The following is a 23127-nucleotide window of genomic DNA, read 5'->3' as shown; positions in this document are numbered from 1 at the left end:
GCTTCGCGCCTACTGGCGGTACGACGCGAGGAAGTTGCCGAGCCGCTCGATCGCCTCGCTGAGCACCCGCGCCTCGGGCAGCGTGACGATGCGCACGTGGTCGGGCGTCGGCCAGTTGAAGCCCGTGCCCTGCACGAGGAGCACGTGCTCGGCGACGAGGAAGTCGTAGACGAGCTTGGCGTCGTCGCGGATCTCGTACACCTCGGGATCGAAGCGCGGGAAGGCGTAGAGCGCACCGGCCGGCCGAACGCAGGTCACACCGGGAATGGCCTCCAGCCCCTCCCAGGCCGCGTCCCGCTGTTCATGCAGCCGACCGGTCGGCGCGATGAGCGCGTCGATCGACTGGATGCCCGAGAGCGCAGCCTGCACGGCGTGCTGCGCGGGGACGTTGGGGCAGAGCCTGGTCGAGGCGAGCAGGGTGATGCCCTCGAGGAAACCCGCGGCGTGATCCTTCGGCCCGGTGATCACGAGCCACCCTGATCGGTAACCCGCGACCCGGTAGGTCTTGCTCAGCCCATTGAAGGTGAGGCACAGCAGATCGGGGGCGACGACCGCCATGGGGATGTGCTCGGCGTCGTCGAAGACGATGCGGTCGTAGATCTCGTCGGAAAGGAGGAGCAGCGAGTGCTCCCGGGCGATGTCGGCGATCCCCTCGAGCACCTCGCGGGTGTACACCGCCCCGGTGGGGTTGTTGGGGTTGATCACGACGATCGCCTTCGTGCGCTCGGTGATCTTCGAGCGGATGTCTTCGAGGTCGGGTTGCCACCCCGCTGACTCGTCGCAGCGATAGTGCACCGGCGTTCCACCGCCGAGGCTCGTCATCGCGGTCCACAGCGGATAGTCGGGCGCGGGGATGAGCACCTCGTCGCCCTCGTCGAGGAGCGACTGCATGGTCATCGTGATGAGCTCGGACACACCGTTGCCGAGGTAGACGTCGTCGGGGTCGACCTGCGGGAACCCGGGCGTCTGCTCGTACCGGTACACCACCGCGAGCCGCGCGGACATGATGCCGCGGCTGTCGCTGTACCCATGGGCGTGCGGCACCGCATCGATCATGTCGCGGACGATCTGATAGGGCGCCTCGAACCCGAACGCCGCGGGGTTGCCGGTGTTCAGCTTCAGGATATTGTGACCCTCGGCCTCCAGCCGCTGAGCCTCCACCAGTGCCTGACCGCGGATCTCGTAGAGAACGTCGCGGAGCTTGCGCGATTGGTCGAGCGGGCGAAGGAGCGTCATCGGTTCAGGATAGCGGCGGCGGATCAGCCGTCACCGACGGCCGCAGCCGTCCAATCGCCTGCCCGTGGACCGGCTCGGACCTCAGCGCTTCTTGCCCGCCGCGCGACGCTCCGCACGATTCTGCGGGGCGGCGCTCTGTCCGCCGCCGCCCTCGGCCCCGGTCCGCTGCCCGAAGGCGCCGCGGGGCGCTTCGGCCTGAGGCGGCTCGGCCACGGCGGTCGCCGCTGCCGCAGCCTGGCGGATGCGGTTGGTCGCAGCCTGCTGGACCTGACCGCGGTCGTTCCGCACCTCGACCTCACCGGCGTCATTGGCCGCGGAGTACTGCAGCCGCTCACCCTCGACGGGCACCGCGCCCAGGCCCTTGGCCTCGACCTCGGCGGGCTGGTCGCCCTCGCCGGCACGCCGCACCTCGACGTCCAGGTTGTAGAGGTAGCCGACCGACTCCTCCTTGATCTGGCCCATCATCGCCTGGAACATCTGGTAACCCTCGCGCTGATACTCGATCAGCGGGTCGCGCTGGGCCATCGCGCGCAGGCCGATGCCGTCCTTGAGGTAGTCCATCTCGTAGAGGTGGTCGCGCCACCGGCGGTCGAGCACCTGCAGCACGACGCGGCGCTCGAGCTCACGCATCGCCGGGGATCCGAGCGACTCCTCGCGGTTGTCGTAGGCGATCTTGGCGTCGGAGAGCAGCTCGCGCTTGAGCACCTCAGGCGTGATGCGGCCCTTGTTGCCGGCCTCGGCGACGACCTCGTCGATCGTGACGCTCACGGGGTAGAGGGTTTTCAGCTCGGTCCACAGGGCGTCGAAGTCCCAGCTCTCGGTGTGACCCGACGACGTGTGGTCGTCGATGACGGCGTTGATCGCGTCCTCGATGAAGTGCTGCACCCGGTCGGCGATGTCGTCGCCCTGCAGGATGTGACGGCGGTCGGCGTAGATCGCCTCGCGCTGCCGGTTCAGCACGTCGTCGTACTTGAGCACGTTCTTGCGGATCTCGGCGTTTCGCGCCTCGACCTGCGACTGCGCGCTCTTGATCGCACGGGAGACCATGCCCGACTCGATCGCGACGTCATCGGGGAAGTTGGTCCGTGCCATGATCGCCTCGGCCGCCCCCGACTGGAAGAGTCGCATGAGGTCGTCGGTGAGCGAGAGGTAGAAGCGGCTCTCGCCGGGGTCGCCCTGGCGGCCCGACCGACCTCGCAGCTGGTTGTCGATGCGGCGGGACTCGTGACGCTCGGTGCCGAGCACGTAGAGGCCACCGGTCTCGACGACCTTCGCCGCCTCTTCGGAGACGCGGTCGCGCACGGCCTCGTAGACGCCGTCCCACTCCGCCTCGTACTCATCGGGGGTCTCGAGCGAGTCCAGGCCCTTGGCCTTCATCTCCTGAACGGCGAGGAACTCCGCGTTCCCGCCGAGCATGATGTCGGTACCGCGGCCGGCCATGTTCGTCGCGACGGTGACGGCGCCCAGGCGCCCGGCGCGGGCGACGATCTCGGCCTCACGGGCGTGGTTCTTGGCGTTGAGCACTTCGTGCTTGACGCCCTTCTTGGCCAGAAGTCGGGAGAGGTATTCGCTCTTCTCGACGCTGACGGTTCCGACCAGCACCGGCTGGCCCTTGGCGTGACGCTCGACGATGTCCTCGACGACCTGCGCGAACTTCGCCTCCTCGTTCTTGTAGACGAGGTCGGACTGGTCCTTGCGGACCATCGGCTTGTTCGTGGGGATGGGGACGACGCCGAGCTTGTAGGTCGACATGAACTCCGCGGCCTCGGTCTCGGCGGTGCCGGTCATGCCCGAGAGCTTGTCGTAGAGGCGGAAGTAGTTCTGCAGCGTCACCGTGGCGAGGGTCTGGTTCTCCGCTTTGACCGGCACGCCTTCCTTGGCCTCGATCGCCTGGTGGATGCCCTCGTTGTAGCGGCGCCCCACGAGGATGCGTCCGGTGTGCTCGTCGACGATCATGACCTCGTCGTTCATGACGACGTAATCCGAGTCGCGCTTGAACAGCGCCAGCGCCTTGATGGAGTTGTTCAGGAACGAGATCAGCGGAGTGTTCGCCGATTCGTAGAGGTTGTCGATGCCGAGGTAGTCCTCGACCTTCTCGATGCCGGGCTCGAGCACACCGACGGTGCGCTTCTTCTCGTCGATCTCGTAGTCGACGCCGGGCTCGAGCGTCCGTGCGATCTTGGCGAACTCGGTGAACCAGCGATTCGCCTCGCCCGAGGACGGCCCCGAGATGATGAGCGGGGTGCGCGCCTCGTCGATGAGGATCGAGTCGACCTCGTCGACGATGGCGAAGAAGTGGCCGCGCTGGACGAGGTCTTCCTTGCGCCACGCCATGTTGTCGCGCAGGTAGTCGAAGCCGAACTCGTTGTTCGTGCCGTAGGTGATGTCGGCGTTGTACTGCTCGCGGCGCACCTGCGGGTTCTGGCCCGAGACGATCGTGCCGGTCGTCATTCCCAGGGCACGGAAGATGCGGCCCATGAGCTCGGACTGGTAGCTGGCGAGGAAGTCGTTGACGGTGATGACGTGGACGCCCTTGCCGGCGATCGCATTGAGGTACGCGGGCAGTGTCGCCACGAGCGTCTTGCCCTCACCGGTCTTCATCTCGGCGATGTTGCCGAGGTGCAGGGCGGCGCCGCCCATGATCTGCACGTCGTAGTGGCGCTGACCGAGCGTGCGCTTGGCCGCTTCGCGCACGGCGGCGAAGGCCTCGGGCAGCAGCTGGTCCAGCGTCTCGCCGGCCTCGTGACGGGCGCGCAGTTCGGCGGTCTCGCCGCGCAGCTCCTCGTCGGTGAGCTGCGCGTAGTCCTCTTCGAGGGCGTTCACCGCCTTCACGATCCGCTGCAGCTGCCGCAGGATCCGGCCCTCGCCGGCGCGGAGCAGTTTCTCGAGAGGATTGGCCACGAAATCTCCATACTGTCGGGCGAACCTCCCCATGTTATCCACCCGTGACCTTGGCGTGGGCTGGGCGAAAGCCGCAGCGGCGGAGATGTTGCCGGGTATGCATATACTCGAGCCGCACCTGCAGCGAAAGCGAGAGACGGATGTCGGCACCGCAGAGTCTGCTTGCGATCCTCGACCAGGGCCCCTGCTACGGCTACCAGCTGCGCGCCGAACACGAACGGCGCACCGGCGCGGATCAGCCGCTGAACGTCGGCCAGATCTACCGGACCCTCGAGCGGCTCGAGCGCGACGGACTCGTGATGCGGGGAGAACCCGACGCCCAGGGCCACATCTACTGGAGCATCACCCCGGCGGGATCCGATGCCGTGGCAGAGTGGTTCGGCGCCGCCGCCGCGCGCACGCGCGCCGGAAGAGAGGATGTCGCGGCGAAAGTCGCGCTGGCCGCGAGCCTCCCGGGCGTCGATGTCGACGGTGTGCTGACGACGCAGCGTCGGTCCTCGGCCGCGGAGCTGACGCGGGTGCACGAGGAGCTGAGCGCCGCCGAGCGGGCTGGCACCCTCGGCCGCAGTCTGGTCCTCGCCGCCCGACGTGACGCGCTGGAGGCCGAGATGCGCTGGCTCGATCATGCGGCGGCGGTGCTGGCGCGGCATCCCGATCATTCGCTCGCGGTGGCCCTGGAGACCCAGAGGCCTCGTCGAGGGCGCCCTCCGCGACCGTGACCCCGGGATCGGTTACGCCGTGGGCGAAGCCTCCCCGTCACCGCGCTGTTCTCCAGCCGTTCTCCAGCGGCCTGCCCGAACGGGAACCGTAGGATCGGTTCATGGCCGGATTCTGGGGCAGTCGCAAGAAGGAACGCGAAGAACTCGCGGCGCAGGACGCCGACCTCGCCCGTCGGGCGCAGTCCTCCCTCGTCGCCACCGATGAGCGCATCCGTGTCACCACCGACGAACTCGCCTTCGCCGAGGCCGAGCTCGGCGCCGGTCCCACCGCCGATCTGCGCGAAGCGCTGGAGTCGGTGCGCACGCACATGAGCGAGGCGTTCCACCTCCACCAGCTCAACCACGACGAGATCCCCGACACCCCCGAGGAGCTGCGCACCCGCAACGCCCGGATCGTGCAGCTGTGCGAGTGGGCCGAGGAGCTGCTGGATGACCGCACCGAGGCCCTCGCCGAGCCGATCGCCCGCGCCCGCCGAGCGCCCGAGATCATCGCCGGCGTCCGCCGCGACGCCGAACGACTGCGCGGACGCCTCCCCCAGGCCCGGGAGACCGTGACCCGACTCGGGGCCCGTTACTCCGCCGAAGCCCTCCACCAGATCGAAGCCAATCCGGCGGAGGCCGAGCAGCTCCTCGGATTCGCCGAGCACAGCGCCGGCATCGCCGAGCGTCGTCGCGAGGCCGGGCAGCGCGAGCAGGCCAACCTGGCCCTCGAGGCCTGCACCGAGGCGGTGCGCCGCGCAGAGACGCTCATCGACGCCGTCGAGACGTTCGAAGTCGAGGCGCTCCGCGCGGAATCGACCCTCGCCGCCGTCGTGGAGGACTCGCGCGGCGACCTCATCGCCGCCCGCACCGCACCGCAGACCGCGGGTGTGGCCCAGGCGATGGGCGAGCTCCAGGCGGCGTTGGCCGCCCTTCCCGCCGCCGGCGTGAACACCGACCCGTTCGCGCAGCTGACGCGCCTGCGCGCGGCGAACATCGCCCTCGACGATGCCGTCGCCAAAGCGCGCGAACGTGCGGCGCGGCCGATCCCCGACATCGCTCACGTGCGGCACTCGATCGACGACGCCGACCGGCAGCTCGCCGTGGCTCGAGACGTCATCGCCGGCCACCGCGGATGGATCGGCGCGGACGCCCGCACCCGGATCGCCGAGGCCGAGCGGATCCGCGTCGACCTCGACCGCTACCTCGGAACCTCCGCATCGGCGGCGATCGACATCGACGAGGATCACCGAGAGCAGGCCATGACGATGTCTCGACGCGTCGCGCACCTCGCCAGCGAAGCCCTGCAGCTCGCGCAGCGCGACATCGACTCGTCCCGCCCTCAGAACGGCCCGGACCAGTGGGGCGGAGGGTGGGGAGGCGGACGCGGCAACAGCGGCGGGAGCGGCCTGATGGGCGGCATCCTCGGAGGCCTTGTGATCGGCAGCCTGCTCGACGGTTTCATGGACTGATGGCGTCCTGAAGGACGCCGGACAAGCGGATGCCCCGGGCTGATCTTCGCCCGGGGCATCCGTTCTTTCGTCAGGGGGTCAGGAGACCAGCTCCGCCGGCTGCGCCTGTGTGGACAGCGAGATCACGCCGTAGTCCCAGCCCTTGCGGCGGTAGACGACGCTCGGACGGTCGGTGCGGACGTCGATGAAGAGGAAGAAGTCGTGTCCGACGAGTTCCATCCGGTCCACGGCATCTTCGACCGTCATCCACTCCGCCCCGAACTCCTTCGTGCGGATGACGACGGGGGTGTAGTCCTCCTCCTCCGCCTCGCCGTTGACGATCGGCACCTCGCCGGTGGCGACGGCGCGGAGCACGTCGACGGATGCGGGTTCGACGTCGATTCCCTCGAGTGATCCGGTGCCCTTCTCGAACTTCGGGCCGCGCGGGTGATTGCGCGCATCGACCCGCTTGTCCTTCGCGCGGCGCAGCTGCTCGCAGAGCTTGTCGACCGCGAGGTCGAGGGCGGTGAACTTGTCGGCGTCGGTCGCCTCCGCCCGCACGATCGGGCCTTTCCCCGTGACGGTGAGTTCCACCGTGTGGTCCTCCACGTGGCCGTTGCGGTACGTGCGATGAGTGACCTTGACGTCCAGACGCTGGGCTCGCGGCGCGAGGTGTTCGATCCGGGGCGCCTTCTCCTCGACGACCGAGCGGAACCGATCGGTGATACCGACTCCTACGCCGACGATGCTGCTCTCCATGTCAGACCTCCTTGATCCGGTCCGCCCGGACAAGGGCGGACCACCAGTCGCCTCTGTATACACGGCAGTGTGCGTGTGTCCCCCAACGTAGTGCCGGGGCACACACGTGTCACGCACGACGACCACCCGATCACCTGTGAGTTGCGGATGAGCGCCGGGGGGTCGCCGCGACCGTGGCGGCGGCGACCACGACGAGGCCCGCCGATCGGAGCGTCCGAGCAGCCTCGAGCAGGGTCGCTCCGGTGGTGAGGACGTCATCGACGATGACGATCGGGCGGTCGCGGACGAGCTCTGCGGGCCGCGGGCGCACGCGCAGGCTCCCCGCCACGTTGCGCGCCCGGGCGTCGCGGTCGAGCCCCCGCTGATCGGCGGTCACGCGCGCGGGCGCGAGCAGCGCGACGGGCCGGAAGCCGGCGCGACGGACCAGGAGCGGCGCCACCGCGAAACCGCGGCGACGCAGCGCCGCGCGCGACGACGGCACGGGAACGACAACGGCGTCCCCGGCCGCACCCGCGGCGAGCACCGCGGCGCGCAGCGCCCTTCCGAGCGGTCTGGCGAGCCCGGTGCGGCCGTCCTCCTTGAGGCGGCGGATGACGCGGGCGGGAACCCCCTCGAAGGCCAGGGCACTGTAGGCCCAGATCTCGTCGTCCAGCAGGCGACTCATCGGCCGCGGGGCGAGCGCACCGCGGCACTCCCCGCAGAGCACCTGATCCTCGGCGTCGCACCCGGCGCACTCGACCGGGAGGAGGAGGGCGAGCACGTCCGCGAGCGACGCGGACACGGTGGACAGCAGCGGCATGCCGCCAGCTTCGCGCGTCCGCGCGCCGACCCTGACCGACCGCGGGCGATCGGTGGACAACGTCGCTTCGCGCGTGCCTGGGGAGGAGTCAGCGCGGCGACCCCTGCTGGGTCGCGAGGACCGCGATGCCTTCCGCCGTCTGCGTCCAGTTCGCGCCGCGGCGGATGAACAGCCCGCCCTCATCGGTGTGGACCCGCAGCGTCGACGCGGAGTTGCCACCCGCGAGGGTATCGGCCCCGACGGGCGCTGCGGACTCCGTACCCTCGCCGCCCACGACCTGCTCCCGCAGGCGCGCCTCGGTGCCGGCGTCGACGAGGGCGGCCACCGCGGACTCGTCGAGCCACGCCACCGATGTCACGGGGCCTTCGAGATCGCCGAGCACGACCGGGTCGCCGAGGCCGCTGGGCACGCCGTCGCCGTCCCTGATCACGCCGGCGATGCTCAGCGTCGTGCGCCCGCCGACGGTCACGGCTGCGGCCAGGCGCGTCCCGTCTCGTGACAGGGCCATCGCCGAGATCGTGGCGGCGCCCGGCCAGGCGTTCGCGATCTCGATGGGCCCGCTCGGCACCCACGCCCGCATCGCCGACGGAGTCGCCTCGGGCACGGTCCAGACGTAGCCGAACGGGTCGATCGTCGGGGCGACCAGGCCGGGACGCTGATCGAAGACCTGCACATCTCCGTCGGCGTCGACGCGACCCGTCGACCCGTCCTCGGCGAAGCGCGCGGCCGCGAAGACCCGGTCGGGCGACAGCTGCAGCGCGTCCACCGGAGCGGCCTGCTCCAGGGCGTCGGAGAGCCCCGGCACCGGGTCGAGCTCGTCGCCCGTGAGGAATCCGAATCCGTCGGCGGTGACCACGAGCGGCTGGGCCGCTACGCGGGTGGAGCGGACCGCGACCGTTCCCGCATCGACGTCGGAGGACCCCACCCGCATCTGCACCCGGGTCACCCCGGCCGAGGCCAGGCTCTCATCGAGCTGGGTCTGCATCCGGTCGAGGGTGAGCTGCTCGACCGTCAGCGCCGCCTCGTTCAGACTCACCTGCGCCTCGCCCAGCGAGACCGGGACCGCGGTGGGACTGAGCGCCACGCTGTCGGGGAAGGCCGAGACCACCGAACCTGCCAGCCACTCCACCGGCGAACCCTCCACGAGGGCCGCGGCGATGCGCGTGGGGGCGTTCGTCGTCGGGAACCACCGCTCGTCGGGGACGAGGTACTCCCACGTCGGGTCGAAGAACGCGAGCGTGTACCGGTCGAATGCCGTGACGAACGAATCGCGGTCCAGCACGATGCCGTCGGGAGCCTGGCTGATCCGCCACTCGCCGTCCTCCTGCTGGAGCAGTTCGAACCGCAGCGGCAGGGTGCCGCCGGTCGCCGGCTCGTAGACCCCGGTCGCGTCCACGGTCGCGGTCGGAGCGACCGCCACCTCGACGGCGTTCTCACCGATCGCCACGGGGGTGCGGGTCGTTCCGGTGGGTTCGATGATGACCCCGGCCGTCGGATCCCACGTGTCCTGAAGCGAGGGGGCGAGGAACTCACGCGCCCGGGCCCAGTCGCTGACCGGACCGGCCCCGGCGCGGAGGAATCCGTCGACGATCTCCTCCGGTGTCGCACCCGGCTGCGGCCGGTCGGGAAGACGCAGGAAGTCGGGCCCCGGAAGCTGCTCCCCCACAGAACGCCCGCCCTGCACCGTTCCGGTGAGAGGAAGCCCCGCGCAGGCGGTGAGCGCCAGGACGGTGACGACCATGACGGCCAGGGCGCGCAGGGCGCGGACGGCTCTCGCTGAGAATGTCACGATGCCCCCTGCGACCGGTGGCCATCACCGGGGGATGCCGCGCCGGCGGCGCTCTCGGACAGCACCTGGATCGGCTGGGTGAGCCCGAGCGCGTCCAGTGGCGCCGTGTTGTCCTCCCCCGGGACGACGGCGATGGGCGAGGCGCCCTGGAGACCGTGCGCCAGGCGGGGCAGGGTCAGGACGAAGTGCGATCCCCGGCCGAGCTCCGACCAGACCGCGAGCTCTCCGCCGTGGAGGCGTGCGTCTCCGAGCGAGATCGACAGGCCCAGACCTGTGCCGCCGATCGTGCGCTTGCGGGACGGGTCGGCACGCCAGAACCGGTCGAACACGTGCTCGACCTCCTCGGGTCGCATCCCGAGACCGAAGTCGCGGACCCCGAGCGCCACGGCCTGCTGGTCGCTGTCGACGGTGACGACGATCGGACGCCCCTCGCCGTGCTCGATGGCGTTGCCGAGAAGGTTGCGGACGATCCGCCGCACCCGCCGGGGATCCATGTCGACCGGGGAGTATCCCCCGGGCGCCACCAGCCGCACATCCGATCCGTGCTGCTCGGCGAGCTGACTCATCGACTCGATGACGTCGCCCGCGAGGTGCGCGAGACTCGTGGGCTCGAGCTCCAACTGGATCGACCCGGCGTCATAGCGGCTGATCTCCAGCAGGTCGGTGAGGAGGGTCTCGAAACGCTGCACCTGCGCGTTCAGCAGCTCGGCGGCACGCGCGGTGGCGGGGTCGAACGAGTCGCGCTGGTCGTTGATCATGTCCGCGGCGAGCCGGATGGTGGTCAACGGCGTCCGCAGCTCGTGCGAGACGTCGGAAACGAAGCGCTGCTGGACGAGGGAGAGCTCGGCGAGCTCCTTGATCTGCGACTCGATGCTGTCGGCCATCGCGTTGAAGGACTGGCCGAGGGTCGCCAGCTCATCCTGTCCCCGCACGGGCAGGCGCACGTTGAGCTCTCCGCGGGCGAGCTTGGCGCTGGTCTCGGCCGCCTCCCCGATGGGGGTGGTGACCGAGCGGAGGACGAACCACGCGATGAGCCCGATGAGGATGACCAGGCCCACCCCGACCACCCAGAGGGTTCCCTGGATGAACGCGAGGATCTGCGACTCACCGGCGAGGTCGTAGGCGATGTAGACCTCGTACGCGCCGACGACGGGGAACGACAGCTGCTGGCCCACCACGATGCCGGGAACGGTGCCTCCGTTCTCGGCCTGGAGAGCGACGGACTGAAGCCACTGCTGCACGTCACCGTCGGCGCGCACCTTCTGGCGCAGCCCCTCACTGAGCACATCCTCCGGCAGGCCGGGAGTGACGAGGTCCTGCGGCGCGATGCGGGAGTCCCGATCGATGCGGAAGATCGCGATGCGGTCGCTTCCGGACTGCTGGGCGAGATCTGTGCTGAGCGTCGTCATCAGCAGCTGCAGCTGCACGGGATCATTCCCGGGTTCGGCCGAATCCAGCCTTTCCTGCGCCGACTGCGTCGCCCGCAGTGCCCCGTTCATCGCCTGATCGCGTCCGGCGGTGAAGAGGTCGTGCTGGATCGCAAGGGCCATCCACACACAGGCGATGAGGATCGTCAGCGCCGTGAGGGCGAGGGTGATGAGGACGGTGCGGAACCTCAGGGAGCGGCGCCAGAGGTTCGTGAGCCGGTCGGGCCACGAGCGCCAGTCCCGCCACTGCGCGATGCGGCGGCCGATCGCGGTGGACCCGGTGCTCGTCCCGACCGTGGGCGCCGAGCTCGTCACCGTGCGGGGACCCGAGCCGGTCGTCATGGGGCCCTCATGTCAGACCGTCACGCAACGGCGCCTGCGCGATAGCCGACGCCGCGGACGGTGGTCACGATCCGCGGGTTGTCGGGGTCGCGCTCGACCTTGGCGCGGAGGCGCTGCACGTGGACGTTGACCAGACGCGTGTCGGCCTTGTAGTGGTAGCCCCACACCTGCTCGAGCAGCATCTCGCGCGAGAACACCTGCTGGGGCTTGGAGGCGAGGGCCACGAGCAGCTCGAACTCCAGGGGGGTGAGCGCGATCGGTTCCTCGCCGCGCCGCACCTCGTGCGCCGAGACGTCGACGGTGAGGTCGCCGATGCGCAGCACATCGGGGGTCGTCTGCGACGCCGGGCGCAGCCGGGTGCGGATGCGGGCGACGAGCTCTTTGGGATTGAACGGCTTGACGATGTAGTCGTCGGCTCCCGATTCGAGTCCTCGCACGACGTCGGCGGTGTCGGTGCGCGCGGTGAGCATGATGATCGGGATGCCGGATTCCGCCCGGATCCGGGTGCACACCTCGATGCCGTCCATGCCGGGAAGCATCAGGTCCAGCAGCACGAGGTCGGGCCGCTCCTCGCGCCACGCGTCGACCGCGCGAGCACCGTCGGCGCAGAACGCGGTCTCGAAACCCTCCGTGCGCAGCACGATCCCGATCATCTCTGCCAGAGCGGTGTCGTCGTCGACAACCAGGATCCGTGATGTCATCGGGTCTTTCGTCCTTCGGGTCCGGTCGGGCTCGGTGAGACGCCACGGGTGTCGAACGCTCTGAGCCACACTAGTCGACGGCGCCTGGAGGCGCACCGAGGATCAGCAGGGAGTCCGGCGGCCGCTGCGCGCCGATATGACACGATGGAACCGGTGCGGCGCGACCGCGACCGCATGGCCGCAGACGCGAGGAGGACCGCCCCGTGACGTCGTATCCGGCGTGGACGCCGGCATCCCGGCCCGGCATCATCCCACTGCACCCGCTGACCTTCGGCACGATCCTCGGCAGGTCGTTCACGGCGCTGAGGCACAACCCGAAGGTGCTGCTCGGATTCGCCCTGGGCATCCAGGCCGTGACCTACATCGTGGTGATCGTCGCCATCGGCGCCATCGCCATCGGCGCGTTCTCACGCCTGGACACCCTGCGGCCGGGGTCGGAGGAGTTCGACACGGTGCTCGCCGGGTCGATCGCCCTGGTCGTGGTCGCCGGGATCGTGCTGGGTCTGCTCGCCGGCGCCGTCGGCGTCATCGTCCAGGGCGTGGTCGTCACGGAGGTCGCTCGGGGAGCCGTCGCCGAGAAACCCACCCTGGGTGCGATCTGGGCCCAGCTCAAGCCCGTGGTCTGGCGACTGATCGGGTACGCGTTCCTGCTCGCGGCGGCCGGCATCGTCGCGGTGACCCTCGTCGTGCTCGTTCTCGTCGCCATCGGCTTCGCGGTGCTCCCCGTCGCCATCGTCCTGAGCGTGCTGGCGGTGCTCGCCGCGATCCCGCTGGTGCTCTGGCTGTCGACGAAGCTGATGCTCGCGCCCGCGGCGATCATCCTCGAGCACGCCACGATCCGCGGCGCCATCGTGCGGTCGTGGGTCCTCATCCGAGGCCGGTTCTGGGTGGGGCTCGGCGTGCTGGTGCTCGTCTCGCTGACCTTCTCGGTGCTCGCGCAGCTGGTGAGCGTGCCGTTCAGCCTCCTCACGAGCGGCGTCACCACGATCATCTCCCCCACCGGCGATCCCGAGCCGGGTGCCATCGTCGCCCTCATCTTCGGACTGGTCCTGACCCAGGTCGTGACCCTGCTCATCCAGGCGGTGGCCGTTGTGGTGCAGTCCACCGCTTCGGCGCTGGTCTACATCGACTGCCGCATGCGTCGAGAGGGCCTCGACCTCGACCTGCAGAGCTATGTCGAGCAGCGCGACGCCGGACGGACCGACCTTCCCGACCCCTACCGCCTGCACGTCGGCCGTTCGATCGCGCCGCGACCGTCCGCGCAGGCCTACCCCGCATACCCCGCTCCGCAGGGCTACGGCCCGCCGCCGGGGTATCCCGCCCCGCAGGGCTACGGAACGCCGCCCGCGCCTCAGGGCCCGCCCGCGCCCCAGGGCTACGGCCCGCCGCCCGGATACGCCCCGCCGCCGGCTCATCCCCCCGTTCCCCCGACGCCGCCCGCCGCGCCGCCGACGAGCTGGGCAGCGCCCGGTGACAGGCTCGGCGGCGACACCGGCGACCGCGACGCACCGTGATCTCCGGCGTCGCGCGGACGCTCGTCGCGACAGCGGTCACCCCTGACGGCGACGAGGCGCGGGAGTGGGCGGAGCAGGAGCTGTCGAATCCGATCTACGCCGAGGCGGAGCCGACGGCCTTCGACCGCATCGCCCGCGCCATCGGAGAGTTCCTCGGCGGACTGTTCTCCACCGACGTCTCCGGCGGCCTCGGGTCGGCTTTCGCCCTCATCGCGGCGGTCGCCGTGGCGGCCCTGATCATCGTCGCCGTCCTGGTGTGGGGTCTTCCCCGCGCGCGTCGTCGTGCGGCGGCACCGGTCGCGACCCTCTTCGGCGAATCCGACGAACGCACCGCCGACGACCTGCGCCGCGCCGCGGCATCCGCAGCCGACGCCGGGAAGTGGGACGAGGCCCTCATCCTGCGCTTCCGCGCGCTCGCGCGCGGCCTCGCCGAGCGCGGGGTCGTCAGCACGCCGCCCGGCGCCACGGTGCACGCGTTCGCACGGTCGGCCGGACGTGTCTTCCCGGCCGCCGCAGCGGATCTCGAGGCGGGCGCGTCCGCATTCGACGACGTCCGTTACCTGCGTCGACCGGGCTCTCGCGACGACTACGAAGGTCTCCGCCGCCTCGACGAGCAGCTGATCGCCGCTCGCCCGGCCGCCTCCGCCCGTGTCGGGATGAGCGGATGACCGCCGCTGCGTCCCCCACCGACACCGGCGTCGCCGGACCGGCCGCGCCGCGGCGACGACGGGTCGGCGGTTGGATCGTGCTCGCCGTCGCCCTGCTCGTCGTCGGCGCTGTCGGAGCCCTGCTCTCGGGGCTCGGCGAATGGGCACAGCGCGACGCTCTGGACGCCGAGTCGGCCGGACCCACCGGAACGCGGGCGCTGGTCGAGGTGCTTCGCGACCAGGGGGTCGCGGTCGAGGTCGCCCGCACCCGAGCTGACGCGACCCGCGCGCTCGACGGCGCCGCGGACGGGGTGACCCTCGTGCTCCCGGACACGCCGGCGCTGTCGGACGACGGACTCGCCGACCTCGCCGCACCGGCCGACGACATCGTCCTCATCGAGCCGCGGTCGCGGACCCTGCGCCTCTTCCTCCCCGGAACCACCGTCGGCGGACGCGCCGACACACTGCTCGATCCGCAGTGCGGCGTCGCTGGGGCCGAGCGGTCGGGCCCGGTCGCCCCGGGCGCGGTCTTCGAGGCGGGAGACGGCGCCGAAGCCTGTTACCTCACCGGTGACGGCGCGGCGGGCCTGATCGTCGCCGAGCTCGACGGTCGGCGCGTCGCCGCCCTCGACGGGGCCGCGGTGCTCGTCAACGAGGTGCTGGCGCAGGACGGCAACGCCGCCCTCGGCATCAACCTGCTCGCGCGGCATCCGCTCGTCGTCTGGTACGACCCCATGCTCGGCGACACCGACCTGGATAACACCGACCCCTCGCTCGGCGAGTCCACTCCCCGCTGGGTGAGCCCCGCGATCGCCCTGCTGCTTCTCGCCGCCGCGGCCGCAGCGATCTGGCGCGGCCGCCGGTTCGGACCGCTCGTGCGCGAGCGCCTCCCGGTCACGGTCCGCGCGGCGGAGACCGCCGAGGGCCGCGCGCGCCTGTACGCCCAGACCCGCGATGCCGCGCACGCCGCCGATGATCTGCGCATCGCGGCCCTGCGCCGCATGGCCCGGCTCGTCGGCCTCGGCCCGAACGCCGCGGCCGATGAGATCTCCGATGCCACGGCCGACCGGCTCTCCGCCGATCGGCGCGTCGTCCGCGGCATCCTCCTCGACGATGTCCCGACCGACGACGCCCAGCTCGCCGTCGTCGCCGCGCGCCTGCGCGAACTCGAAGCCGCCCTCCGCGACGCCGTCCGTCCCGAAAGGAACCGCCCATGACCGATCAGCCGTCCGCCCCCGCCCCCGGGGGCGCTCCCGCCGCCGCACCCACGCTCGACGATGCCGCGCTCCGCGACGCGATGCACCGGGTGCGCAGCGAGGTCGGGAAGGCCGTGATCGGCCAGGACGGCACGGTCACCGGCCTTCTCATCGCCCTCCTCGCCCGCGGTCACGTGCTGCTGGAGGGCGTGCCCGGGGTCGCCAAGACCCTCCTGGTGCGCTCGTTCAGCACGGCCCTGGGCCTGGACACCAAGCGCATCCAGTTCACCCCCGACCTGATGCCCGGCGACGTGTCGGGGTCGCTCGTCTACGACGCGCGCACCGGCGAGTTCGAGTTCCGCCCCGGCCCGGTGTTCAGCAACATCGTGCTCGCCGACGAGATCAACCGCACCCCGCCCAAGACCCAGGCGGCGCTGCTGGAGGCGATGGAGGAGCGCCAGGTCTCCTCCGACGGCGTGACCCGGCCCCTGCCGTCGCCGTTCCTCGTCGCCGCGACGCAGAACCCGATCGAGCAGGAGGGCACCTACACCCTCCCCGAGGCCCAGCTCGACCGGTTCCTGCTGAAGCTGATCGTCGACCTGCCGCCGCGCGAGGCGGAGCTTGCGGTGCTCCGCCGCCATGCAGAGGGGTTCGACCCGCGCGACCTCGGCGCCGCGGGCCTCCGGCGGGTCATCGACCCCGCGGAGATCGTCGCAGCTCAGCACGCCGCCGCTCGGGTGACGGTCACCGACGATGTGCTCGGGTACGTCGTCGACCTCGCCCAGGCGACCCGCCAGAGCCCGTCGGTGCAGCTGGGGGTGAGCCCCCGGGCGACCACCGCGCTCCTCGCGGCGGCGAAGGCCTGGGCCTGGCTCGGCGGCTACCCCGCGATCACCCCCGACCACGTGCAGACGCTGCTCGTGCCCACCTGGCGGCACCGGATCCGGCTGCGCCCGGACGCCGAGCTCGAGGGCGTGTCGGTCGACGCCGTGCTCACCGCGGTGGTGCAGCAGACGCGCGTGCCGGTCTGAGCGTGTACGTCACCGGGCGGCTCCCCCTCTTCGTCGGACTCGGCGTGGTGCCGGTCGTGCTGCTCTCGATCGCCGGTGTCGACGCGTGGCTGGCGATGGCGGGGTGGGCCCTGCTCTCGATCGCGCTGGCGCTGACGGATGCCGCGGCGGCGCCCGATCCGCGTCAACTCGACGTCGTCCGCGAGATTCCTCGGCGGAGCCTCCTCGGACAGCAGGTCGAGACCGGCGTGACAGTTCGCAACACGGGCGTCCGGACCCTGCGGGGGCGGGTGCGCGATGCCTGGCAGCCCACGGCCGGGGCGCCGCTCGAGCGCGCCGCCGTCGACATCCCGCCCGGCGAGTCCCGCCTGGTGCGGGTGCCGCTCCTCCCCCGCCGGCGCGGCGAGCTGCGCACGGAGTTCCTCGTGGTGCGCAGCGCCGGTCCGCTGGGGCTCGCCGGCCGGCAGCGGCGCCTCGACGCGCCGGGGGCGCTGCGGGTCCTTCCGCCCTTCACTTCCCGGCGTCACCTCCCCTCGCGCCTGGCACGGCTGCGCGAACTCGACGGCAACACCAGCGTCCAGGTCCGGGGGCAGGGCACCGAGTTCGACAGCCTGCGCGAGTACGTCCGCGGCGACGACGTGCGCTCCATCGACTGGCGGGCGACCGCCCGCGCCGGAACGACGATGCTCCGCACCTGGCGACCCGAGCGCGACCGGCACGTGGTCATCATCATCGACACCGGCCGGACCGCGGCCGCGCGGGTCGGCGACGGGGTGCGGATGGATGCCGCGATGGAGGCGGCCCTCCTGCTCTCGGCCCTTGCCTCGCGGGCGGGCGACCACGTGCACCTCGTGATGTTCGATCGCCTCGTGCGTGCCCGGGTGACCGGGGTCGACGGCCCCGGGCTCCTTCCCGCCCTCGTGGACGCGATGGCTCCCGTGGACCCGCAGCTGATCGACACCGACTGGGACGCGGCGATCGCGCAGGTGCGCCGCCTCACCTCCCGCCCCTCGCTCGTGGTGCTGCTGACCGCCCAGGACGCCCCCGAGGCCGCTCGCGGGTTCCTCGGGTCGCTCCCGGCGGTGACCGCTCGCACCCGCGTCGTCGTGGCCTCGGTCACCGACGACCCCGTGCCCGCCGATCCGCGGCCCGATGCCGACGAGCTCTACCGGCAGGCCGCGTACGCGCGAGCGGCGCGGGACGCCGAACGCGTCGCCGCCGCGGTCCGTCGCGCCGGCGCCGAATCGATCGCCGCCTCGCCCGACGATCTTCCGCCTGCCGTCGCCGACCGGTACCTCGCCCTGAAGGCGGCCGGGCGGCTGTGACCGGCCGCGCATGCGGCACACCTCTGACGGGGAGGCGAGCCCACGCGTGAGCCGCGTGTGCGGACACGGGGCGCCCCCGCGCGACGCTACGCTCGGCGCGACGAAAGGAATCCGACATGTCGGACGCACCACCCACGGCCGGACACGACCCCGCAGCGCGCGATGCCGTGCCCTCGACGAGCACCAAGCTGGTGGCCGAAGCGCTCGGGACCTTCCTCCTCGTCTTCGGCGCCATCTCGGCGGCCCTTTTTTCCGCTGATTTCGGCGCGAGTGAGAACGGCACCTCCCTCGGCATCGGATTCGTCGGCGTCTCTCTGGCATTCGGTCTGACCCTCATCGCCGGCATCTACGCCTTCGGTCCGATCTCGGGCGGTCACTTCAATCCCGCCGTCACGCTCGGACTCGCCGCCGCCGGACGCTTCGCCTGGCGCGACGTGCCCGCCTACGTCATCGCGCAGATCGTCGGCGGACTCGTCGGCACGACGCTCATCGTGCTCATCGGCCTGTTCGGCCCCGGCGACTGGCTCGCGCAGGCGCAGGACGGCGGTTTCGCCAGCAACGGCTTCGGGGAGCTCTCTCCGGGTGGTTTCGGCCTCGGCGCCGCAATCATCGCCGAGGTGCTCTTCACCGCGATCTTCGTCATCGTGATCCTCGGTGTCACCCACCCGCAGCGCGGCACCGCGGGCTTCGCCGGGCTCGCCATCGGGCTGACCCTCACCCTCATCCACCTCGCGACCATCCCGATCGACAACACCTCCGTCAACCCCGCTCGCTCGATCGCGACCGCCGTCTACGGCGGAGCCGAGCCGTTCCTGCAGCTGTGGGTCTTCATCGTGTTCCCGATCGTCGGAGGTCTCCTCGCGGGATTCCTGCACCGCGCGCTGTTCGAGAAGACGCCCGCGCCGCCGGCGCAAAAGGAGGCTCGGACGCGCTGACGCCGGCCCGCGTCATCCGCTCTCCGACACCTCTCTTGGACCAGGACGGGCCCGCCCTCCCTGAGGAGAGCGGGCCCGTTTCCCGTGATGGATGCTCCGGCGTGACCGTCAGACGAGGTCGAACCGGTCGAGCTCGGTGACCTTGGTCCAGGCGGCGACGAAGTCGCGCACGAACTTCTCGGTCGCGTCGTCGCTCGCGTACACCTCGGCGAGCGCGCGCAGCTCGGAGTTCGAGCCGAACACGAGGTCGACGCGGGTGCCGATGCCGACCGACTCGCCGCTGCCGTCACGGCGGCCCTGGAACGCGTGCGAGCCCGGGTCGAGCGGCTTCCAGGTCACCCCGAGGTCGAGCAGGTTCACGAAGAAGTCGTTCGTGAGGGCGCCGGGGCGGTCGGTGAAGACGCCGTGGTCCGAGCCGTCCCAGTTCGCGCCGAGCACCCGGAGGCCCCCGACGAGCACTGTCATCTCGGGTGCGGTGAGCGTGAGGAGATTGGCACGGTCGAGCAGGTGGTACTCGGCCGGGAGCGTCGCATCGGGCCCGTAGTAGTTGCGGAAGCCGTCGGCGACGGGCTCGAGCCACGCGAACGAGTCGGCATCGGTCATCTCCTCAGTGGCGTCGGTGCGCCCGGGCCGGAAGGGCACCTCGACGGTGACACCGGCGTCTGCCGCAGCCTTCTCCACACCGGCGTTGCCGGCGAGGACGAGCAGGTCGGCGAGCGAGACGCGCGTGCCGTCTGTCCGCGCCCCGTTGAAGCGCTGCTGGATGCCCTCGAGGACGGGCAGCACCTCCGCCAGCTGCGCGGGGTTGTTCACCGCCCAGTCCTTCTGCGGGGCCAGGCGGATGCGCGCGCCGTTGACACCGCCGCGCTTGTCGCTGCCGCGGAAGGTCGACGCCGCCGCCCAGGTCGTGCCGACGAGCTGCGAGACGGTCAGGCCCGAGGCGAGGATCTCGGCCTTCAGGGCGGCCGCGTCGGCAGCGTCGATGAGCTCGTGATCGACCGCCGGAACCGGGTCCTGCCACAGCAGCACTTCGCCCGGCACCTCGGCACCCAGGTACCGGTCACGCGGTCCCATGTCGCGGTGCGTGAGCTTGAACCAGGCGCGCGCGAAGGCGTCGGCGAAGGCCTCGGGGCTCTCGAGGAACCGGCGCGAGATCTTCTCGTACTCCGGGTCCATGCGCAGCGCGAGGTCGGTGGTGAGCATGCGCGGTTCGCGCCGCTTCGAGCCGTCGTGGGCGAGCGGCACCATGTCGGCACCGGCACCGTTCTTCGGACGCCACTGGTGCGCGCCCGCCGGACTCTTCATCAGCTCCCACTCGTAGGCGAAGAGGATGTGGAAGAACTCGTTGTCCCAGCGGGTGGGGTGGTAGGTCCACGTGACCTCCAGACCCGAGGTGATGGTGTCATCACCCTTGCCGCTGGCGTGGGAGCTGCGCCACCCGAGTCCCTGCTCCTCCAGCGGAGCGGCTTCGGGGTTGTCGGAGAGCGCCGAGTCCGGCGCAGCACCGTGGGTCTTGCCGAAGGTGTGGCCGCCGGCGATGAGCGCGACGGTCTCCTCGTCGTTCATCGCCATGCGGGCGAAGGTCTGACGGATGTCGTGCGCAGCGGCGATCGGGTCGGGGTTTCCCTCGGGCCCTTCGGGGTTGACGTAGATGAGCCCCATGTGGGTCGCGCCCAACGGCTTGTCGAGCTCGCGTCCCTCGCCCGAGAAGCGCTTGTCGCTGCCCATCCACTCGGTCTCGGCGCCCCAGTACACGTCGTCGTCGGGCTCCCACACATCGGCGCGGCCGCCGGCGAACCCGAAGGTCGGGAAGCCCATGTCCTCGAGCGCGACGTTGCCGGCGAGGATCATGAGGTCTGCCCACGAGATGCTCTGGCCGTACTTCTTCTTCACCGGCCAGAGAAGCCGTCGCGCCTTGTCGAGGTTGACGTTGTCGGGCCAGCTGTTCAGGGGCGCGAAGCGCTGCTGTCCGGCGCCGCCGCCGCCGCGGCCGTCGGTGACGCGGTAGGTGCCGGCGCTGTGCCACGCCATGCGGATCATCAGCGGGCCGTAGTGGCCGAAGTCGGCGGGCCACCAGTCCTGCGAGGTGGTGAGCAGTTCGGCGATGTCACGCTTGACGGCGGCCAGGTCGAGGGCTTCGAACGCGGCGCGGTAGTCGAAGTCGGCACCCAGCGGGTCGCGCTCGGTCGGGTTCTTCGCCAGGATGCGCACGTTCAGCTGGTTCGGCCACCACACCCGGTTCGCCGAGCCCGCGGTGGGGTGCGGCATCGCGGTGTGCACCACCGGGCATGCGCCGGCCTGCTGATCGGGCTCGTCGGTGACCGTGACGGCCTGGTCGACCTCGGTCTCGCCGCCGATGCCGGTGGCGGTGTCGGTGGCGGTGGTGACGTCGTCGTGATGCGTCATGTGTTTCCTTCCTCAGGGGGTGGGGATGATGGACGTGGCGGCGCGGGGGGGGCAGGGCGCGGATGCCGGGCCGAAGCCCGTCGCGTCACCGCCGCGTCGTCGGGGGGACGGGCGAGGGGACGCCGGTGTCCGATGTGGTGCCGAGGGGTCGGCAGTCCGCGCACAGGCCCCAGAACGTCACCTCGGCGGTGTGCACGGTGAAACCGTGCGCCGACGACGGATGCAGGCAGGGGGCCTCGCCGACGACGCAGTCGACGTCGGCGACCGCGCCGCACGACGTGCAGACGAGGTGATGATGGTTGTCGGCGACGCGGCGCTCGTACAGCCCCGGGTGACCGGCCGGCTCGATGCGCCGCGCGACCCCTGCAGCGACGAAGTCGGCCAGGGCGTTGTACACCGACTGCAGGTTCGTCTGCGGGTTGATCAGCGCAACACGACGGTACAGCTCGTCGGCGCTGGAGTGCGGCGCCTGGGTGAGCGCTTCGAGGACCGCGCGCCGCGAGTCGGTGACCCGCAGTCCCGCCGCGCGGAGCGCGTCGGCGGAGGTCGGTGCGGCGGGCGAAGTCACGCTCCCACCCTACTGACTTCTTTTGAGTCGATCAAAAGAACACGCGGTGTCGGGCGGGTTGCGTGACGGTGTCGAGGTGCCGCGAGTTCCGTCCCGTTTCCCGATCACCCGGCTCTATCGGGGTGGCATCGATGGTCGCGCATTCGCCCCAGCCACGACCAATACCGCCACGCCGTTCACCCTGACGCCATCGACGTGGCACAAATGGTCGCTCCGCGGACCGCGCCGCGACCAATACCGCCACCCCGTCGCATCCGCCCGTATCGGAGTGACGCACACGGCGACCTCGACACGCACAAGGCCCCCATCTGCACCACCTTCGCTCCCCCGCCCGACGCGGAAGTGGCGCACATCGCGACATTCAGACACCCAAGGCCACCAACTGCGCCGCCTTCGCGCTCGCGCGCGGCGCCCGGGCGGGGTCAGCCGGCGACGAGGGTGGGCGTGCCGGTCTCGAACTCCGTCATGTCGCCGGTCTCGCCGAGTCGCTCGGCGCGGCGGCCGACGATGAGCATGTAGGCGAGGAACGCACCGAGCGCCAACGCACCGATGCCGATCTTGACCGGCCACGGCCACGGCTGCGCCGTGACGAAGCCCTCGATGACGCCCGCGACCGCGAGGGCGAGCACGAGGCCGATCGCCACCGTTGCCAGCGAGCGCCCCGCGGCGGCCAGCGCTTCGGCCCGCGGCCTGCGACCCGGCGCCACCCAGGCCCAGAAGATGTGCAGTCCCGCCGCTCCGGCGACGAAGATGCACGTCAGCTCGAGCAGACCGTGGGGAAGGATGAACAGGATGAAGACGTCGCCGCGGTCGAACGCGAGCATGATCGCTGCGGCCGTGCCGACGGCGACGGCGTTCTGCACGAGCACCATCACGGGCCAGATCCCGGTGATGCCGAACATGACGCACTGGGCGGCGATCCATGCGTTGTTGGTCCACACCGTCCCGGCGAAGGCGGCGGCGGGGTTCTCGCTGTAGTACGAGGTGAACTGCTCTTCGGCGTAGTACTCCAGCTGGGCCTGCGGCCCGAGGGTCGCCACGAGCGCGGGGTCGGAGGAGATCCAGAACGCCACGACCGCGCCGACGGCGATGAAGGACAGCGCGATCACGAGCGTCGTCCACCGCAGCCGGTACAGGGCCGCAGGCAGTTGCAGCAGGAAGAATCGGGGGATCTGTCGCAGCGGGTTCTCGCGCCCGCCGGTCAGCCGCAGCCGCGCGCGGGCGAGGATCGTCGAGACGTGGTCGCCCTCGGGGGTACGCCCCGCCGTGGTCTTGATCTCGGCGAGATCCGCCGACGCCGCGCGATACCGGTCGACGAGTTCGTCGACCTCGACCCCGGTGAGGCGGCGGCGCCTGCTGAGCTCATCCAGTCGCGCCCACTCCTCCCGCCGCGCAGCGGTGAGGGCGTCGAGGTCCATGTGTT

General features: G+C 71.1%; 18 protein-coding genes. 8 read left to right on the top strand and 10 right to left on the bottom strand.

All coding sequences use genetic code 11. The features are described from left to right. Positions 1-9: 9 nt before the first annotated feature. Positions 10-1236: a pyridoxal phosphate-dependent aminotransferase gene (locus FBY40_RS07540; protein ID WP_141937698.1), complete on the bottom strand. Its 1227-nt coding sequence runs from the start codon at positions 1234-1236 to the stop codon at positions 10-12. A gap of 81 nt (positions 1237-1317) precedes the next feature. Continuing rightward, on the bottom strand, positions 1318-4137 hold the full coding sequence (gene secA, locus FBY40_RS07535) for a preprotein translocase subunit SecA (protein WP_141937696.1): 2820 nt from the start codon (positions 4135-4137) through the stop codon (positions 1318-1320). Positions 4138-4277: 140 nt separating this feature from the next. Between secA and FBY40_RS07530 the strand changes: the two genes are divergently transcribed. After that, on the top strand, positions 4278-4856 hold the full coding sequence (locus tag FBY40_RS07530; protein WP_141937694.1) for a PadR family transcriptional regulator: 579 nt from the start codon (positions 4278-4280) through the stop codon (positions 4854-4856). Between the two features lie 101 nt (positions 4857-4957). Further along, the gene (locus FBY40_RS07525) at positions 4958-6307 is read left to right on the top strand and encodes a hypothetical protein (RefSeq protein ID WP_141937691.1); all 1350 of its coding nucleotides are present in this window, start codon (positions 4958-4960) and stop codon (positions 6305-6307) included. A gap of 78 nt (positions 6308-6385) precedes the next feature. On the opposite strand, the gene hpf is transcribed toward FBY40_RS07525, so the two are convergent. The 5 genes from hpf to mtrA form a co-directional block, all read right to left on the bottom strand. Continuing rightward, positions 6386-7045, bottom strand: coding sequence for a ribosome hibernation-promoting factor, HPF/YfiA family (gene hpf / locus FBY40_RS07520; RefSeq protein ID WP_141937689.1), 660 nt, complete (start codon positions 7043-7045; stop codon positions 6386-6388). A 130-nt stretch (positions 7046-7175) separates the two neighbouring features. Then, complete coding sequence (locus FBY40_RS07515) at positions 7176-7844, bottom strand: ComF family protein (RefSeq protein ID WP_141937687.1); 669 nt, start codon at positions 7842-7844, stop codon at positions 7176-7178. A gap of 88 nt (positions 7845-7932) precedes the next feature. Continuing rightward, positions 7933-9633: an LpqB family beta-propeller domain-containing protein gene (locus tag FBY40_RS07510; RefSeq protein ID WP_235014681.1), complete on the bottom strand. Its 1701-nt coding sequence runs from the start codon at positions 9631-9633 to the stop codon at positions 7933-7935. Then, positions 9630-11402 (bottom strand): MtrAB system histidine kinase MtrB, encoded by a 1773-nt coding sequence (gene mtrB / locus FBY40_RS07505; protein ID WP_141937685.1) that lies wholly within the window; start codon positions 11400-11402, stop codon positions 9630-9632. Before mtrB ends, FBY40_RS07510 begins: the two co-directional genes overlap by 4 nt. A 20-nt stretch (positions 11403-11422) precedes the next feature. Continuing rightward, on the bottom strand, positions 11423-12103 hold the full coding sequence (mtrA, locus tag FBY40_RS07500) for an MtrAB system response regulator MtrA (protein WP_141937683.1): 681 nt from the start codon (positions 12101-12103) through the stop codon (positions 11423-11425). A 203-nt stretch (positions 12104-12306) separates the two neighbouring features. On the opposite strand from mtrA, the gene FBY40_RS07495 reads away from it, so the two are divergent. The 6 genes from FBY40_RS07495 to aqpZ all read left to right on the top strand — a co-directional run bounded on the left by FBY40_RS07495 (position 12307) and on the right by aqpZ (position 18730). Continuing rightward, positions 12307-13617 (top strand): glycerophosphoryl diester phosphodiesterase membrane domain-containing protein, encoded by a 1311-nt coding sequence (locus FBY40_RS07495; RefSeq protein ID WP_141937681.1) that lies wholly within the window; start codon positions 12307-12309, stop codon positions 13615-13617. Then, complete coding sequence (locus FBY40_RS07490) at positions 13614-14285, top strand: DUF4129 domain-containing protein (RefSeq protein ID WP_141937678.1); 672 nt, start codon at positions 13614-13616, stop codon at positions 14283-14285. Before FBY40_RS07495 ends, FBY40_RS07490 begins: the two co-directional genes overlap by 4 nt. Continuing rightward, on the top strand, positions 14282-15481 hold the full coding sequence (locus FBY40_RS07485; RefSeq protein WP_141937675.1) for a DUF4350 domain-containing protein: 1200 nt from the start codon (positions 14282-14284) through the stop codon (positions 15479-15481). The genes FBY40_RS07490 and FBY40_RS07485 overlap by 4 nt, the downstream gene beginning before the upstream one ends. After that, entirely contained in the window at positions 15478-16491 is a 1014-nt protein-coding gene (locus tag FBY40_RS07480; protein ID WP_141937673.1) for an AAA family ATPase, read from the top strand. Before FBY40_RS07485 ends, FBY40_RS07480 begins: the two co-directional genes overlap by 4 nt. Positions 16492-16493: 2 nt before the next feature. After that, on the top strand, positions 16494-17795 hold the full coding sequence (locus FBY40_RS07475) for a DUF58 domain-containing protein (RefSeq protein ID WP_141937671.1): 1302 nt from the start codon (positions 16494-16496) through the stop codon (positions 17793-17795). A 116-nt stretch (positions 17796-17911) separates the two neighbouring features. Continuing rightward, on the top strand, positions 17912-18730 hold the full coding sequence (gene aqpZ / locus FBY40_RS07470) for an aquaporin Z (protein ID WP_141937669.1): 819 nt from the start codon (positions 17912-17914) through the stop codon (positions 18728-18730). A gap of 108 nt (positions 18731-18838) precedes the next feature. Here the strand turns inward: aqpZ and katG are convergent, their stop codons facing one another. From katG to FBY40_RS07455, 3 genes are all read right to left on the bottom strand, one after another. Next, positions 18839-21136, bottom strand: a complete 2298-nt coding sequence (katG, locus tag FBY40_RS07465; RefSeq protein WP_141937666.1) for a catalase/peroxidase HPI — start codon at positions 21134-21136, stop codon at positions 18839-18841. Positions 21137-21221: 85 nt separating this feature from the next. Next, positions 21222-21704: a Fur family transcriptional regulator gene (locus tag FBY40_RS07460; RefSeq protein ID WP_141937664.1), complete on the bottom strand. Its 483-nt coding sequence runs from the start codon at positions 21702-21704 to the stop codon at positions 21222-21224. A 422-nt stretch (positions 21705-22126) separates the two neighbouring features. Further along, positions 22127-23122 (bottom strand): stage II sporulation protein M, encoded by a 996-nt coding sequence (locus FBY40_RS07455; RefSeq protein ID WP_141937662.1) that lies wholly within the window; start codon positions 23120-23122, stop codon positions 22127-22129. Positions 23123-23127 lie beyond the last annotated feature (5 nt).

This window comes from Microbacterium sp. SLBN-154 (assembly GCF_006715565.1).
Taxonomy (GTDB): Bacteria; Actinomycetota; Actinomycetes; order Actinomycetales; family Microbacteriaceae; genus Microbacterium.
Note: the sequence above shows the minus strand (reverse complement) of the source record. Positions and strands in the feature narration are given on the sequence as shown.

Bases quoted from the DNA above. Each gene is read 5' to 3' on its own strand.
- FBY40_RS07455 (WP_141937662.1), bottom strand. From the start codon at position 23,122: ATGGACCTCGACGCCCTCACCGCTGCGCGGCGGGAGGAGTGGGCGCGA.
- FBY40_RS07515 (WP_141937687.1), bottom strand. From the start codon at position 7,844: ATGCCGCTGCTGTCCACCGTGTCCGCGTCGCTCGCGGACGTGCTCGCC.
- hpf (WP_141937689.1), bottom strand. From the start codon at position 7,045: ATGGAGAGCAGCATCGTCGGCGTAGGAGTCGGTATCACCGATCGGTTC.
- katG (WP_141937666.1), bottom strand. From the start codon at position 21,136: ATGACGCATCACGACGACGTCACCACCGCCACCGACACCGCCACCGGC.
- FBY40_RS07540 (WP_141937698.1), bottom strand. From the start codon at position 1,236: ATGACGCTCCTTCGCCCGCTCGACCAATCGCGCAAGCTCCGCGACGTT.
- FBY40_RS07525 (WP_141937691.1), top strand. From the start codon at position 4,958: ATGGCCGGATTCTGGGGCAGTCGCAAGAAGGAACGCGAAGAACTCGCG.
- mtrA (WP_141937683.1), bottom strand. From the start codon at position 12,103: ATGACATCACGGATCCTGGTTGTCGACGACGACACCGCTCTGGCAGAG.
- aqpZ (WP_141937669.1), top strand. From the start codon at position 17,912: ATGTCGGACGCACCACCCACGGCCGGACACGACCCCGCAGCGCGCGAT.
- FBY40_RS07530 (WP_141937694.1), top strand. From the start codon at position 4,278: ATGTCGGCACCGCAGAGTCTGCTTGCGATCCTCGACCAGGGCCCCTGC.
- FBY40_RS07480 (WP_141937673.1), top strand. From the start codon at position 15,478: ATGACCGATCAGCCGTCCGCCCCCGCCCCCGGGGGCGCTCCCGCCGCC.
- FBY40_RS07485 (WP_141937675.1), top strand. From the start codon at position 14,282: ATGACCGCCGCTGCGTCCCCCACCGACACCGGCGTCGCCGGACCGGCC.
- mtrB (WP_141937685.1), bottom strand. From the start codon at position 11,402: ATGACGACCGGCTCGGGTCCCCGCACGGTGACGAGCTCGGCGCCCACG.